The organism is Streptococcus mitis (assembly GCF_016658865.1).
Classification (GTDB): Bacteria; Bacillota; Bacilli; order Lactobacillales; family Streptococcaceae; genus Streptococcus; species Streptococcus mitis_BT.
Genome location: NZ_CP067992.1, coordinates 513,881 through 527,560, shown reverse-complemented (window position 1 = coordinate 527,560; position 13,680 = coordinate 513,881). Strand labels below are relative to the sequence as shown.

At 41.7% G+C, this 13,680-nt stretch carries 16 protein-coding genes and 1 pseudogene; 6 read left to right on the top strand and 11 right to left on the bottom strand.

Translation table 11 applies throughout. From position 1 onward, the window contains the following. Position 1 precedes the first annotated feature (1 nt). The 9 genes and pseudogenes from JJN14_RS02775 to nrdR form a co-directional block, all read right to left on the bottom strand. Positions 2–1,033, bottom strand: a complete 1,032-nt coding sequence (locus tag JJN14_RS02775; RefSeq protein WP_201058840.1) for a 3-deoxy-7-phosphoheptulonate synthase — start codon at positions 1,031–1,033, stop codon at positions 2–4. Between the two features lie 80 nt (positions 1,034–1,113). Next, positions 1,114–3,627, bottom strand: coding sequence for a preprotein translocase subunit SecA (gene secA, locus JJN14_RS02770; protein ID WP_201058839.1), 2,514 nt, complete (start codon positions 3,625–3,627; stop codon positions 1,114–1,116). Positions 3,628–3,772: 145 nt separating this feature from the next. After that, positions 3,773–4,064 (bottom strand): annotated as a pseudogene (locus tag JJN14_RS10060) (hypothetical protein). Positions 4,065–4,094: 30 nt separating this feature from the next. Next, positions 4,095–4,430, bottom strand: a complete 336-nt coding sequence (locus JJN14_RS02765; RefSeq protein WP_201059127.1) for a hypothetical protein — start codon at positions 4,428–4,430, stop codon at positions 4,095–4,097. 82 nt (positions 4,431–4,512) lie between these two features. Next, positions 4,513–5,823, bottom strand: a complete 1,311-nt coding sequence (gene der / locus JJN14_RS02760; protein ID WP_001207696.1) for a ribosome biogenesis GTPase Der — start codon at positions 5,821–5,823, stop codon at positions 4,513–4,515. Between the two features lie 13 nt (positions 5,824–5,836). After that, positions 5,837–6,550, bottom strand: coding sequence for an NADPH-dependent oxidoreductase (locus JJN14_RS02755; RefSeq protein ID WP_201058838.1), 714 nt, complete (start codon positions 6,548–6,550; stop codon positions 5,837–5,839). Continuing rightward, positions 6,547–7,443, bottom strand: coding sequence for a primosomal protein DnaI (dnaI, locus tag JJN14_RS02750; protein WP_201058837.1), 897 nt, complete (start codon positions 7,441–7,443; stop codon positions 6,547–6,549). The genes JJN14_RS02755 and dnaI overlap by 4 nt, the downstream gene beginning before the upstream one ends. Beyond that, positions 7,444–8,613: a replication initiation and membrane attachment family protein gene (locus JJN14_RS02745; protein ID WP_201058836.1), complete on the bottom strand. Its 1,170-nt coding sequence runs from the start codon at positions 8,611–8,613 to the stop codon at positions 7,444–7,446. Then, positions 8,614–9,087, bottom strand: a complete 474-nt coding sequence (gene nrdR, locus JJN14_RS02740; protein ID WP_001203672.1) for a transcriptional regulator NrdR — start codon at positions 9,085–9,087, stop codon at positions 8,614–8,616. Positions 9,088–9,226: 139 nt separating this feature from the next. On the opposite strand from nrdR, the gene JJN14_RS02735 reads away from it, so the two are divergent. The 3 genes from JJN14_RS02735 to JJN14_RS02725 are packed head-to-tail and all read left to right on the top strand — an operon-like array spanning position 9,227 to position 11,072. After that, positions 9,227–9,592 (top strand): GntR family transcriptional regulator, encoded by a 366-nt coding sequence (locus JJN14_RS02735; RefSeq protein WP_000119150.1) that lies wholly within the window; start codon positions 9,227–9,229, stop codon positions 9,590–9,592. A gap of 4 nt (positions 9,593–9,596) precedes the next feature. After that, positions 9,597–10,292: an ABC transporter ATP-binding protein gene (locus tag JJN14_RS02730; protein WP_000054197.1), complete on the top strand. Its 696-nt coding sequence runs from the start codon at positions 9,597–9,599 to the stop codon at positions 10,290–10,292. Positions 10,293–10,307: 15 nt separating this feature from the next. Next, the gene (locus tag JJN14_RS02725; RefSeq protein WP_201058835.1) at positions 10,308–11,072 is read left to right on the top strand and encodes a hypothetical protein; all 765 of its coding nucleotides are present in this window, start codon (positions 10,308–10,310) and stop codon (positions 11,070–11,072) included. A gap of 31 nt (positions 11,073–11,103) precedes the next feature. On the opposite strand, the gene JJN14_RS02720 is transcribed toward JJN14_RS02725, so the two are convergent. Next, entirely contained in the window at positions 11,104–11,799 is a 696-nt protein-coding gene (locus JJN14_RS02720) for an LrgB family protein (protein WP_001288952.1), read from the bottom strand. Then, positions 11,796–12,170: a CidA/LrgA family protein gene (locus tag JJN14_RS02715; RefSeq protein ID WP_000781325.1), complete on the bottom strand. Its 375-nt coding sequence runs from the start codon at positions 12,168–12,170 to the stop codon at positions 11,796–11,798. Before JJN14_RS02715 ends, JJN14_RS02720 begins: the two co-directional genes overlap by 4 nt. Before the next feature lie 283 nt (positions 12,171–12,453). On the opposite strand from JJN14_RS02715, the gene JJN14_RS02710 reads away from it, so the two are divergent. The 3 genes from JJN14_RS02710 to trxA all read left to right on the top strand — a co-directional run bounded on the left by JJN14_RS02710 (position 12,454) and on the right by trxA (position 13,485). Beyond that, on the top strand, positions 12,454–12,834 hold the full coding sequence (locus JJN14_RS02710; protein WP_201058834.1) for a MarR family winged helix-turn-helix transcriptional regulator: 381 nt from the start codon (positions 12,454–12,456) through the stop codon (positions 12,832–12,834). A gap of 99 nt (positions 12,835–12,933) precedes the next feature. After that, positions 12,934–13,155: a DUF4649 family protein gene (locus JJN14_RS02705; RefSeq protein ID WP_000570256.1), complete on the top strand. Its 222-nt coding sequence runs from the start codon at positions 12,934–12,936 to the stop codon at positions 13,153–13,155. A 15-nt stretch (positions 13,156–13,170) separates the two neighbouring features. Next, entirely contained in the window at positions 13,171–13,485 is a 315-nt protein-coding gene (gene trxA, locus JJN14_RS02700) for a thioredoxin (RefSeq protein ID WP_001029581.1), read from the top strand. The last annotated feature ends 195 nt before the right edge of the window (positions 13,486–13,680 follow it).

The window sequence follows — 13,680 nt, the reverse complement described above, 5'->3', positions numbered from 1 at the left end:
CTTATTCTCCTAGCGTTTGGTAGATTTCTCTGACAAGGGCTTCCGTATTTTCCCAGCCAAGGCAAGGGTCTGTGATTGACTTGCCAAATACTTCCGGTTCGTTTTGACGGCCGTCTTCCAGATAAGACTCAATCATAAAGCCACGAACGTACTGCTTGATTTTTTCATTCCAATCACGATTAATCAAGGTCTGGCGGACAATTCGAATCTGATCCATGTATTGCTTACCAGAGTTGTCATGATTGGTGTCCACAATGATAAATGGATTTTCCAAGCCCATTTTCTCATATTGGGCAATGGTATCCATCAAATTATCATAGTAGTAGTTAGGAATATTCTTACCATACTCATTGATCGCTCCACGAAGAATGGCATGCGAAAGCGGGTTCCCAGTTGTTTCCACTTCTTTTCCTAGGAAGAGGAAACTTTGTTTGTTTTGAGCAGCATAAATTCCATTAAACATAACATTGAGATTTCCAGAGGTTGGATTTTTAAACCCAGTCGCAAAATCTGCCCCACTTGCCACAAAGCGGTGTTGCTGGTCTTCAACTGAACGGGCACCAACAGCCATGTAAGAAATCAAATCATCCACAAGAGGAAGATTTTCAGGATAAAGCATTTCATCAGCTGTCGTCATACCTGTTTCCGTGATGACACGATAGTGAAGATGGCGCACGGCTTTAATTCCGTTGATAAGGCTAGGCGCTTCTGTCGCATTAGGCTGGTGAATCAAGCCCTTATAGCCATCTCCGTTGGTACGAGGTTTGGCAGTATAAACACGCATAACCATAAAGATACGGTCTACCACTTCTGCTTGCAGGACTGCCAAACGCCTAGCGTACTCAAGGACAGCTTCTTCATTATCAGATGAGCATGGCCCAATTACCAAGAGAATCCTCTGGTCTTCTCCACGTATAATGGCTTCTAGCTCTTGATCACGCTGAGATTTTCTCTCCAAAGCTTGGCCTTCCAATTTTGATAAGGCACGAACTTCTTCAATATTAATTTTAGGACTTTTTGCTGTAAATACCATAACTCATCTCCTTATAAAGTAAACGGATACCAAGTAAAAATTTACTTTTCACAAGGTATCCGCCTCTAAACTATCTCATTTTATTGTCTTTTACCGTGACAGTTTTTAAACTTCTTACCAGAACCACATGGGCAAAGTTCATTCCGTCCAATCTGGCTTAAATCCAGATTTTCAGGCATATTTGCTTGGTGGGCAGCGATATTGCGAGTCGCCGTTGTACTGATATGGTGTTCTGCTTGTGGTCTTTCTTGTTCATGAATTTGTGCTTTCATCATCAAACGTGTCACATCAAACTCAATCGAACCAATCATGTCATTAAACATACGGAAACCTTCTGCCTGATACTCAACAACAGGGTTGTTCTGAGCATAGCCACGAAGTCCAACCGCGTTACGCAATTGATCAAGGGCATCGATATGATCTGTCCACTTGTTATCCACCACTCGTAGAATCAAGACTTTTTGGAATTCTTTAACTGCTTCTTCATCGCGTAGTTTTGAAACCTGACTATCGTAAACTTGCAAGGCACGTTGGAAGAGCTCTTCCTTAATTGCCTTATCAGACAAGCCTGACAAGTCTTCCATCGTAATAGAATCTTCTGGAAGCAAGTTGTACTTAGCAAAGTTCAAAATTGCTTCTAGTTTTTCATCTTGTTTTGCACGCGCATGACCATCAACGACACGACCAATCGTGCGTTTGATCATTGCCTGAATTTCAGGTGCCAAGTCACGGTCTGCAGTGATAACATCGTAACGTTGAGCGTAGATAATCTCACGTTGTTCACGCATGACATCATCGTATTGAAGGACTTGTTTACGGGTATCGTAGTTATTTCCTTCGACACGTTTTTGAGCCGCTTCAACCTGACGTGTCAACATACGAGACTCAATGGCTTCATCAGACATATTGAGACGTTCGAAGACACCTTTCAGACGTTCAGAACCAAAACGTTTCATCAAATCATCTTCAAGAGAGAGGTAGAATTGTGACTCACCTGGGTCTCCTTGACGACCTGAACGTCCACGAAGCTGGTTATCGATACGACGGCTTTCATGACGTTCTGTACCAATCACACAAAGTCCACCTAATTCGCGAACCCCTTCACCAAGCTTGATATCGGTACCACGACCGGCCATGTTGGTTGCGATGGTAACAGCACCACGTTGACCAGCATTCATAATGATTTGGGCTTCGTTATAGTGGTTTTTGGCATTCAAGACTTCGTGAGGTACGCCAGCTGCAACCAATTTCTTAGAAATGTAGTCACTGGTTTCAACTGCTACTGTACCAACCAAGACAGGTTGACCTTTTTGGTAACGAGCCTTAACGTCTTCGACAACCGCCTTAAACTTAGCTTCAATACTAGCAAAAAGTAAGTCTGGATGGTCAATACGCTGAACAGGACGGTTTGTTGGGATTGGAATAACACGAATGTTGTAAATTTCACGGAATTCTTCTTCCTCAGTCTTACCTGTACCCGTCATTCCAGACAATTTTTTGTACATACGGAAGAGGTTTTGATAAGTGATTGAGGCAGATGTCTTGGTTTCATCCTGAATTGGCACACCTTCTTTAGCTTCAATAGCTTGGTGCAAGCCATCAGAATAACGACGACCTTCCATAGTACGACCCGTAAATTGGTCAACGATCAGAATTTCTTGCTCTTCGCTCACCACATAGTCAATATCTAGAAGCATGATGTAGTTGGCACGAAGGGCGTTATCGATAAAGTGAGTCAGAGCTACGTTTTCGATGTCATAGAGATTTTCAAGTTTGAAGTAGCTTTCAGCCTTGTCAATCCCTGAATCAGACAAACCAATAGTCTTAGACTGCACATCGATGATGTAGTCGTCTTTGTCCAAAGATTTTACATAGTGGTCTGCCATGTGATACAACTGACTGGTTTCAACAGCGTTAGCACCTGATACGATCAAAGGTGTACGGGCCTCGTCAATCAAGATAGAGTCAACCTCATCGACCAAGGCATAGTTAAGCGGACGTTGTACCATGTTTTCAGCACGAACGACCATGTTATCACGTAGGTAATCAAATCCGATTTCTGAGTTAGTTGAATAAGTAATATCACACTCATAGGCTTCTTTTTTCTCCATTGGAGATTTGGCGGCCAAGTTAATCCCTACTGACAAACCAAGCCATGAGTACAATTCACCCATCTCAGTCGCGTCACGTTCTGACAGGTATTCATTGACCGTAACTACGTGAACCCCTTTGCCTGAAAGGGCATTGAGGTATACCGGCATGGTCGCAGTCAAGGTTTTTCCTTCCCCTGTACGCATCTCTGGCACGTCACCATGGTGAAGAACGATTCCACCCATGACCTGAACCTTATATGGGAAGAGACCTAGGACACGTTTGGCCCCCTCACGGACAACCGCAAATGCTTCATAAAGCAATGAATCCAGTGATTCTCCATTTTGATAACGTTCTTTAAATTCAACTGTTTTTGCTTTTAGTTGGTCATCTGTCAAAGCAGCCATTTGGTCTTCGTATTTGAAAACCTTGTCGGCCATCTTTTCCAGACGACGGATTTCTCCTTTATCATTTTCGATAATTGTTTTTAAAATATTAGCCATGTTTTTCCTTACTTTAAATTCCGAATATTTTAGAATGTTCTTTTAATTTTAGCACAATTACTGATTATTTTCAAGGAAGAATCCCCATTTCAAAATGGAAAAAGAGGCTAGTTTCCAAGCTAACCTCTCTCTATTTTTTAAGTGTTTAATTTCCAAAAATCGGCAAAAGAGCAAATAGGATAAATAGATTAATCCAAAGAGAAAGACAACAGATAAGTCCAAAAACAAAGAGACTGACTTTCTTGGACAGCAAGGCCATCAAAATGGACAGAATTCCAAAAACTAGCAAGACTTTCTGCATAATGAAGATGTCAATCGTTATCCCCAGAACCGGACTACCCTAAGGAATAAAGAAGAAAGAAAGCAAGCCAGATCAGCAGAACCAAACCAATATAGACCTTGAAATAGCGTGTAATAAATGATTTTAGACGTACCATAAGCTACCTCCTATTAAAAAACCATATAAATCAATGCCTTCCACCTTTAGACTTCCCTAATTCCCGTCTCAGGCGAAACATTTTTTTGAAACAGGAATAAGTTAACCAATTCAGACCAATAGCTAGCAGAATAAAAAGAAACCAAATGCCCCAAAACTTGATATCTGTCACATTTCTCAAGACGATATTGAAAAACAGAACTGAAACAACTGTCCAAGCAAGGCTAAAAAGAGAATAGAGGGGGATGTAAACCCAGTAAAAATAGTAAAAAATCGGGAAAAATTTACTATTTCTGTTGGCCTTTTCAATCCAGTTATCAAAATAAAAGTAAGGTGCTAAAAGTAAGAATTTAAACAAATGTTCCATCATCGACACCTCTTTTTGATAGCGCTTTCTCCAACTTCATTCTATCAAAAAATCTGGAAATGTCATTCCAGATTCTACTTTTTTATTTACGTTTTCTTGCGATGAGATGGATTGGTGTTCCTTCAAAGACAAAGGCCTTGCGGATTTGATTTTCCAAGAAACGCAGGTAAGAAAAGTGCATGAGTTCTTCTTCGTTGACAAAGATGACAAAGGTTGGTGGTTTGGTTGCCACTTGGGTCGCATAGAAAATCTTAAGACGTTTCCCTTTGTCTGTCGGTGTTGGGTTGATGGCAATGGCATCCATAATCACATCGTTCAAGACAGCTGATGGAATACGTGTATTTTGACTTTCACTGATTTGCTTGATCATCTCAGGAAGTTTGTGGAGACGTTGCTTAGTCAAGGCTGATACAAAGATAATCGGTGCGTAAGGCAGGTATTGGAACTGCTCACGAATATCTTCTTCCCAGTTTTTCATGGTGTGGTTGTCTTTTTCAAGTGTATCCCACTTGTTGACCACGATAATCATCCCTTTACCAGCTTCATGGGCAAATCCTGCGATACGCTTATCGTATTCACGAATGCCTTCTTCCGCATTGATGACCATTAAGACCACATCTGAACGGTCAATAGCACGCATGGCACGCATGACAGAATATTTCTCAGTATTTTCATAAACCTTACCAGACTTACGCATACCAGCCGTATCAATCATGGTAAACTCTTGACCATCTGTATCTGTAAAGTGGGTATCAATGGCGTCACGCGTTGTTCCAGCAACAGGACTAGCAATGACACGGTCTTCTCCCAAAATAGCATTGATTAAGCTTGATTTTCCAACATTGGGACGACCAATCAAGCTAAACTTAATGACATCTGGGTTTTCTTCTTCATATTCATTTGGAAGATTTTCTACAATAGCATCTAACACATCCCCTGTACCGATACCATGGACAGATGAGATAGGCAGCGGTTCACCCAAACCGAGAGCATAGAAATCATAGATATCATTTCTCATTTCAGGGTTGTCCACCTTGTTAACCGCAAGGATAACTGGTTTATGGGTCTTATAAAGCTTACGGGCTACGTATTCGTCTGCATCGGTAATTCCTTCCTTACCAGACACGACAAAGACGATAACATCGGCTTCTTCCATGGCAATTTCTGCCTGGTGCTTGATTTGTTCCATGAAAGGAGCATCGACATCATCGATTCCTCCTGTATCAATCATGCTAAAGGAACGATTGAGCCACTCACCCGTCGCATAGATACGGTCACGTGTCACTCCTTCGACATCTTCTACAATGGAGATTCGCTCACCAGCGATCCGATTAAATAGGGTTGATTTCCCAACATTGGGACGTCCTACAATGGCAATAGTTGGTAGGGCCATAATTTCTCACTTTCTACAATAGCTTCTTCTGTTCAAGATTTTTTCTAGTTGAGCTTGGTTCTGCTTGACCAAACTGTTCTGCTAGGCGCTGACTCCAGCTTGTGGTCGCACGCACTCCAGCATAGTCCGCCTGTACCCGGTCATAAGCCTCAATCACATCAACTGTTTGTTCCTGATATTCTTCCTCAAATACCACTTGATTCAATGGCAAGCGAGGTTTGACTTCATGTTCTTCATTTGGAAGACCCAGTGCCATCCCAAAGACAGGATAGGTATAGTCAGGCAGGTTAAAAAGCTCTGCCACCTCTTCTGACTTGTAACGCACCAAGCCAATAATAACACCACCATAGCCCAAGCTTTCAGCTGCCAGCAGGGCATTTTGACCAGCAAGAGCCGCATCGACTGAACTAATCAAGAGACCTTCTACACCTTGAGGTTGGAAGTTGTCAGTATGAAGCTGGGCTCCCTTTTCCGCTCGGTTCAAATCTCCGACAAAGAGAAGGAAAACAGCAGACTGGCGAATGGCTTCTTGAGGTACCAATTCATACAAGGCATCTTTCTTTTCTTGACTTCGTACTACAATCACAGAGTAGGATTGGAAATTCTTCCAAGACGAGGCCATCTGGGCTGCTGTCAGGATTTCGGTCAAGTCTTCCTGAGGAAGGGCTTGCTCCTTAAATCTTCGAACAGACTTATGAGCTTTCATCAGTTTAATCGTTTCTGTCATCGACGGTTTACTCCTTCTAAACGAGTCTCCTCAGCCAAATAACGGATGCGTTCCATGACCCGTCTAGCTTCCCAGGTTTCGTCATTTCCATGTTTCCCTTTAGCGAAATGCAGCTCCAATTCTTCAAAGTTGAAGTTGGAGGTGAAAAAGGTCGGTAAATTTTCCTGCATCCGATATTGGAGAATGACCTGCAGGATTTCGTCACGCACCCAAGCTGTTGACTGCTCGGCACCAATGTCATCTAAAATCAGGACTTCAGAAAGCTTAAGCTCATCCACCAAGGTCTTCACATTGCCATCACCGATTGCATTTTTGACATCAATGACAAAGCTAGGATAGTGAAGAAGGGTTGATGAAACTCCACGTTTTTCTGACAAATCATGGGCTAAGGCAGCCACCATGAAACTTTTACCCACACCAAAGTCTCCATATAAGTAAAGACCTTTTCGAATAGTTGGATATTGCTCCACGAAGGCTAATAGCTTTTCAAAAACTGGCAAGCGACCCAAATCATCCAAGTCAACTTGAGCTAAACTAGCTTTCCTGAGACTAGCTGGCAGATTTATTAACTTGAGACGGTTCTTAATAGCCGCTTCTTTTTCCGCTGCAATTAGTTCAGGAGTTTCTTCATAAGAAACGTCCGCATAACCATGATTCATAACCAAAATCGGCTTGTAGCCTTTGGCAATATAATCCGTATCACCACGGAGAAACTTGTCACGCTCGGTGATGTACTGATTAAACTTGGAGATACTGCGATTTAATTCCTCTGGAGTAAGGGATTTTTGCTGGATAAAGGCCGCAACATCAGGGTCCTTCATGATTTTCTGGACCAAATCTTGATAATGAAAACGGCTAGGTTGACGTTTGAGTACGTCTCCGACACTTTCCATCTAATCTCCTCCTTTTTCTAATCGAGCTAATAGTTCTTGTTTCTTACGTTCTAGTTCCAAACGAGTTTCCTCGCTGGTTTCATTCTTATAATCTGGATTGCTCCACTTGGGTACATTGGACTTGGTAGGACTGGGTTTACTGCTTTTTTGAGCCTGATTCTTTTGCCCACGCTCACGGATCCGCAAGACTGCCTCTTCTGCCGAATGAATCTTTTGATAGGCATAGTCATTGGCTACCTTCATGGCATATTTCTCATTGATGTTTGCAGAATCTACCTTATTAAAAGTCAACAAGAGAATGATATTAATGACTTCGTCCAGCAAGCCCAAGCCAGCCATTTGTTGCAAGAGTTCTCTTTCTGTTTGGGTAATGGTTCCCTTGCGTGTTTGCTTGATTTCTGCCAAGAACTGCAGGGCAGTTTTACTTTTGGCTTCCTTGATAATGGTTGCTTCCTTAGGACTAAAGTCAGAGGAAACAGGTTTTTGAGCGATTTTTTCCCGCATGCGTTTGGTTGAAATAACCTGGGAAACAACTGTTGACTTAGCCAATTGATAGGTCTCAAACCAAGTCCATTTCTTCTCCTCGGCAATGGCAAAGAGGTTCAAGACGTCGGACTGCTCATCCGCAAAGCGAAGCCCATCTCGAGCCATAAGCTGACGAAAATGGTCTAAGTCAAAATCGTTGGCCACTTTCTTCTTGAGGCCAAGGTCTTCTTGACTTCCCAATTCTGCCAAGTCTGGAAAGACTTGATTGAGTGAGACAGGTATTTCTTCTCCCTCAGCACTCTCAACTTTCAAATCCTCCACAGCCGAGTCGCCAATCTTTTTCTCCAAAAGTCTGCGATAAACAGGATGCTCCAAGAAATCTTGACTTGAAAGAGGAGCATGGATAACTATCTGATAGGTATCCCCATTTTGATAGAGGGTCAAGAGATTGAAAGCAGATAGGATTTTCAAGGATTTTAGCAGTCTATCCATCCCAAAGTTGAGATGGTTGAGAATACTTGAAAAGAGGTATTCCTTTCTACCATTATCCCAAAAACTGATTGTATAAAGATAAAGGCTCAGTGCCTCCTGACCGATAATCGGGAGGTAGCACTGTACCAGAGATGAGGTATCTTGTGACACCCGATTATTCTTTAGATAAGAAAAACGGTCAATTGGCTTCATTTATCTTTCCTTTTTCTTTTTAGAGGACTGGGTGATTTGTTGGAGCAGGCTCTCTAGCTCACTGACATCCTTAAAACTACGATAGACACTGGCAAAACGCACATAGGTAATCTCATCCAATTCAGCCAACTCCTCCATGACGAGTGAACCAATGTCCTCACTTTGAATTTCATTTTCATTTCGACCACGGAGTTTCTGTTCGATACGATTGACTACCATGTTGATTTCATCACTTGACACAGGACGTTTCTGGGCTGAGCGGATAATCCCATTAAAGATTTTATCTCTGGAGAATTGTTCCCGCGTGCCATCTTTTTTAACAACCACTAAGGTTCTTTCTTCTACCCGTTCGTAGGTTGTAAAACGGTGCTGGCATTCATCGCACTCACGTCTTCTACGAATGGTGTTCCCTTCTTCAGCTTGGCGACTATCGATAACACTTGACTTGGTAGCCCCACATTTTGGACAACGCATCCTTTCCCTCCTTATCGTTTTCTTTTCATTATACCATTTTTTAAACGATTCCCAAAACAATTCTTCTTTTTGCTTGACAAGTTTTTTGTTTTGTTGTATTATTTGATTAAGACAAAAGGATAAAAGAAAGGAGACCAAGATGTCCTGGACATTTGACAACAAAAAACCCATCTATTTACAGATTATGGAGAAAATCAAGCTTCAGATTGTTTCCCATACACTGGAACCCAATCAACAACTTCCAACCGTGAGAGAGTTAGCTAGCGAGGCAGGTGTCAATCCCAACACCATCCAAAGAGCCTTGTCAGACCTCGAACGAGAAGGGTTTGTCTACAGTAAGCGAACAACTGGACGATTTGTGACTGAGGATAAGGAGCTAATCGCCCAATCGCGCAAACAATTATCAGAAGAAGAATTGGAACACTTCGTTTCCTCCATGACCCATTTTGGCTATGAAAAAGAAGAACTACCAGGCGTAGTCAGTGATTATATTAAAGGAGTTTAAGCCTATGTCATTACTAGCATTTGAAAATGTATCCAAATCTTATGGAGCAACCCCAGCCCTTGAAAATGTTTCCCTTGACATCCCAGCTGGGAAAATTGTTGGTCTCCTTGGACCAAACGGCTCAGGGAAAACAACCCTGATTAAACTAATCAATGGCCTCTTACAACCAGATCAAGGACGTGTCCTCATCAACGATATGGACCCAAGCCCAGCAACCAAGGCCATTGTGGCTTATTTACCTGATACGACCTATCTCAATGAACAAATGAAGGTCAAAGAAGCCCTAACCTACTTCAAGACCTTCTATAAGGATTTCAATCTTGAACGCGCCCATCATTTACTTGCAGACCTAGGAATTGATGAAAATAGTCGTCTCAAGAAACTATCAAAAGGAAACAAGGAAAAGGTACAACTGATTTTGGTTATGAGCCGTGATGCTCGTCTCTATGTTCTGGACGAACCCATTGGTGGAGTGGATCCAGCAGCCCGTGAGTATATCCTCAATACTATTATCAACAACTACTCCCCAACTTCTACTGTTTTGATTTCTACCCACTTGATTTCTGATATCGAGCCAATCTTGGATGAAATTGTCTTCCTCAAAGACGGAAAAGTCGTCCGTCAAGGAAATGTAGATGATATTCGCTATGAGTCAGGTGAATCCATTGACCAACTCTTCCGTCAGGAATTTAAGGCCTAAGCAAAGGAGATTATTATGTTTTGGAATTTAGTTCGCTACGAATTTAAAAATGTTAACAAGTGGTATTTAGCCCTCTACGCTGCTGTTCTCTTCCTCTCTGTTCTTATTGGAATTCAGACACAATCCTTAATAAAATTACCTGAAAAAAATCTATCTGTTCTACTTGTTTTTCTATCTACTGTCTTTGGGGGTTTGATGGTTACACTTGTGATTTCAACTATCTTCTTGATTATTAAACGATTCAAAGGAAGTGTCTATGACCGACAAGGCTATCTGACTTTAACCTTGCCAGTTTCTGAACACCATATCATCACAGCCAAACTAGTCGGTGCCTTTATCTGGTCTATTGTCAGCACTACTGTACTAGCAATCAGTGCTTTCATTGTTCTGACCCTTACGGCTCCAGATTGGTTTGCAACTTCTGACTTGATTCCATTTATAGAAACACACCTTCCTCAACTCTCTCTTATGGGAGTATCCTTCCTACTAAATACCATTTCTGGAATCCTCTGCATCTACTTGGCTATTTCCATTGGACAACTTTTCAATGAATACCGTACCGCACTGTCAATTGTAGCCTACATTGGTATCCAAATCGTCGTTGGCTTTATTGAACTCTTCTATCGTTCTAACCCTGGTTTCTACTTCCCATCAACCACAGGAGGAGCTGATCAGTTCCAGATGGGTATTATCATGACTATTCTGGAAGAAGTTATTCTTATAGCCATCTACTATCTAGGAACTTATCACATCTTGAAAAACAAGGTTAATTTGCAATAAAAAAGGCCCAGCTAAACAGCTGGGTTTTGATTTAACTCAATATCAAACTGGCTACAATAGGGCTGACAAAGACATAGAGAATACCGGTGACACCGATAGCCAAACCACCCATGGCTCCTGCTACAGAGCCGTATCGGAAGGCTGTTCCCGTTCCAACTGCGTGGCCTGTCCCTCCAAGGGAAAGACCAACAGCTACTGGATCATCTATTTTCAACCACTTCAAAAGGGTTGGTCCGATCACACTGGTTAAAATACCAGTTGCGACTACAACGACCAAGGTCACAGTCGTCAAACCTTGCAATTTTTCTGTGATTCCCACTGCCATGGCGGTTGTTACTGACTTAGGAAAGAGAGAAATGGCTAGGAAAAAGTCCATTCCAAAAATCTTAGCTACAAGGGCTGTGAAAGAGGTATTGACAACTACTGCTAACAGACTACCAAAGAGAATACTCCGTGCATGGTGCTTCATCAAGTGAAAACTCTTATAAAGCGGAATCCCTAGAGCCACGGTCGATGGAACAATCAAGTTGTTCAAATAAACCCCACCTTGGTAGTAATCTTGGTAAGAAATACCCGTCACCTTTAGAAAGATAATAATGAAAACAGCTGACAAAAGCAAGGGCGTTGTCAATGGATGGGGAAAACGTCTGTAAATCAGCATTCCCACTAGATAAGCTAGGATAGACAGGGCAAGCCCAAACAGGGGATTGGAAACAAATTCACTCATTTGGCATCTCCTTTCTCATAATCTCCCTCAAACCGTCTCTTGATGAACTGAACTACCAAGGCTATGAGGATAATATTGATGACTGCTGCAAAAAAGACAATCAAAACAATGGGCAAAAGATAGGGAGCAATCACATCAAACTTCTCCATGATTCCCACTGCTGGCGGCAAAAAGAGAATGGTCATATTGGCCAGCAAGAAATTCCCCACCATGTTGACATGCCTGGTTCTCAACCACTTGAATTGTAGGGCTAGAAAAAGAATAATCAAACCGATAATACTGCCTGGGATGGGCAAATGAAAGAAACTAGAGATCCCCTCTCCGATTAGAGAAATCACAAAGAGAATCATTAATTGAACATATAATTTCATCCTAAACTCCACGAAATAGACTTCTTGCATACCAGTTTACTCTTTTTTCAGAAAATTTCAAGGAAATGCACAAGAGATGATGAAAATTAGAGATGAAAGTGGATACAGACAATTCTTGACTTGTGAAAACAGGTATGATTTAGGATAAGAGATGCCAGCGTCCTTCTTGCCAGCATTCTTGAAAAGTAGTATAATTATTGCATGCGCAATCATCTTGTGATGCAGAAACTGTCCGTGAATGGACATTCTTCTATTTTATAACTCTAAAAAGAAAGGAGATACTATGACCTATTTGGAAAAATGGTTTGACTTCAATCGTCGTCAGAAAGAAATTGAAAGTCTCTTGGAAGAGACTATTGCCCAGCAGAGCGAGCAAAGTCTGACCTTGAAAGAGTTTTACCTGCTCTACTATCTGGACTTGGCTCAAGAAAAATCTCTACGCCAGATTGACCTGCCAGATAAACTTCATCTGAGTCCGAGCGCTGTTTCTCGGATGGTGGCTCGCTTGGAAGCCAAAAATTGCGGTCTACTCAGTCGCAGGTGTTGTGATCAAGATAGGCGCTCTAGCTTTATCTGCCTGACAAATGATGGGCAAAAGACACTGGCCTCGCTACAAAAGGCTGTCGAAGAAAGCTTGGAAACTGGTTTGGATTTCTTGCTTTAAGATGATTTTAGAAAAAAGTTGCGTGCGCAATCATTTTTCTTGACATTCTCTTTTACAAGGAGTAAAATAAAGTCATCATTAAACAAAGGAGTTTTTTAAATGATTGAAATTACCTATCTAGATGCCAGCAAGAACGAAAGAACTGTGACTTTCGAGTCTTATGAAGATTTTGATCGTTCACAACAAGCTTGCCTTATCGGCGTCGCAGACTACTACCCTGTCCAAAAATTAACCTACAACGGTCATGATTTGGACTACCATGGGACTTACGGAGATGTCTTCTTCTATCTCATGAAACAAGATTTAAGCCAATATAACTAAAAAAGGAGAAATACAATGGCAAAAGCAATTACAGATGCAACATTCGAACAAGAAACAAAAGACGGTTTGGTCTTGGTAGACTTCTGGGCAACTTGGTGTGGTCCATGTCGCATGCAAGGTCCAATCTTGGATAAATTGTCTGAAGAACTTTCAGAAGATGTCTTGAAAATCGTTAAAATGGACGTTGATGAAAATCCAAACACAGCTCGTGCCTTTGGAATCATGTCTATCCCAACTCTTCTCTTCAAAAAAGACGGCCAAGTGGTGAAACAAGTTGCTGGTGTTCACACAGCAGAACAAATCAAGGCCATCGTTGCTGAATTGAGCTAATCAAACGAGAGACCAAGTACTTTATTTGGTCTCTTTTTTCTTGCCCTTTGCCATTTTTCAAAAAATATGCTAGACTGTAGGTAGAATATTACGATGTTTGGGACATGCCATCGCTAAAAAAAACCTCTACTTGGTATTTTTTAGCTCCCTCATGGGAGCTTTTTGCGTGCTCTGAACATTTCCCATTTTGGAAGG

Bases quoted from the DNA above. Each gene is read 5' to 3' on its own strand.
- JJN14_RS02775 (WP_201058840.1), bottom strand. From the start codon at position 1,033: ATGGTATTTACAGCAAAAAGTCCTAAAATTAATATTGAAGAAGTTCGT.
- secA (WP_201058839.1), bottom strand. From the start codon at position 3,627: ATGGCTAATATTTTAAAAACAATTATCGAAAATGATAAAGGAGAAATC.
- JJN14_RS02765 (WP_201059127.1), bottom strand. From the start codon at position 4,430: ATGGAACATTTGTTTAAATTCTTACTTTTAGCACCTTACTTTTATTTT.
- der (WP_001207696.1), bottom strand. From the start codon at position 5,823: ATGGCCCTACCAACTATTGCCATTGTAGGACGTCCCAATGTTGGGAAA.
- JJN14_RS02755 (WP_201058838.1), bottom strand. From the start codon at position 6,550: ATGACAGAAACGATTAAACTGATGAAAGCTCATAAGTCTGTTCGAAGA.
- dnaI (WP_201058837.1), bottom strand. From the start codon at position 7,443: ATGGAAAGTGTCGGAGACGTACTCAAACGTCAACCTAGCCGTTTTCAT.
- JJN14_RS02745 (WP_201058836.1), bottom strand. From the start codon at position 8,613: ATGAAGCCAATTGACCGTTTTTCTTATCTAAAGAATAATCGGGTGTCA.
- nrdR (WP_001203672.1), bottom strand. From the start codon at position 9,087: ATGCGTTGTCCAAAATGTGGGGCTACCAAGTCAAGTGTTATCGATAGT.
- JJN14_RS02735 (WP_000119150.1), top strand. From the start codon at position 9,227: ATGTCCTGGACATTTGACAACAAAAAACCCATCTATTTACAGATTATG.
- JJN14_RS02730 (WP_000054197.1), top strand. From the start codon at position 9,597: ATGTCATTACTAGCATTTGAAAATGTATCCAAATCTTATGGAGCAACC.
- JJN14_RS02725 (WP_201058835.1), top strand. From the start codon at position 10,308: ATGTTTTGGAATTTAGTTCGCTACGAATTTAAAAATGTTAACAAGTGG.
- JJN14_RS02720 (WP_001288952.1), bottom strand. From the start codon at position 11,799: ATGAGTGAATTTGTTTCCAATCCCCTGTTTGGGCTTGCCCTGTCTATC.
- JJN14_RS02715 (WP_000781325.1), bottom strand. From the start codon at position 12,170: ATGAAATTATATGTTCAATTAATGATTCTCTTTGTGATTTCTCTAATC.
- JJN14_RS02710 (WP_201058834.1), top strand. From the start codon at position 12,454: ATGACCTATTTGGAAAAATGGTTTGACTTCAATCGTCGTCAGAAAGAA.
- JJN14_RS02705 (WP_000570256.1), top strand. From the start codon at position 12,934: ATGATTGAAATTACCTATCTAGATGCCAGCAAGAACGAAAGAACTGTG.
- trxA (WP_001029581.1), top strand. From the start codon at position 13,171: ATGGCAAAAGCAATTACAGATGCAACATTCGAACAAGAAACAAAAGAC.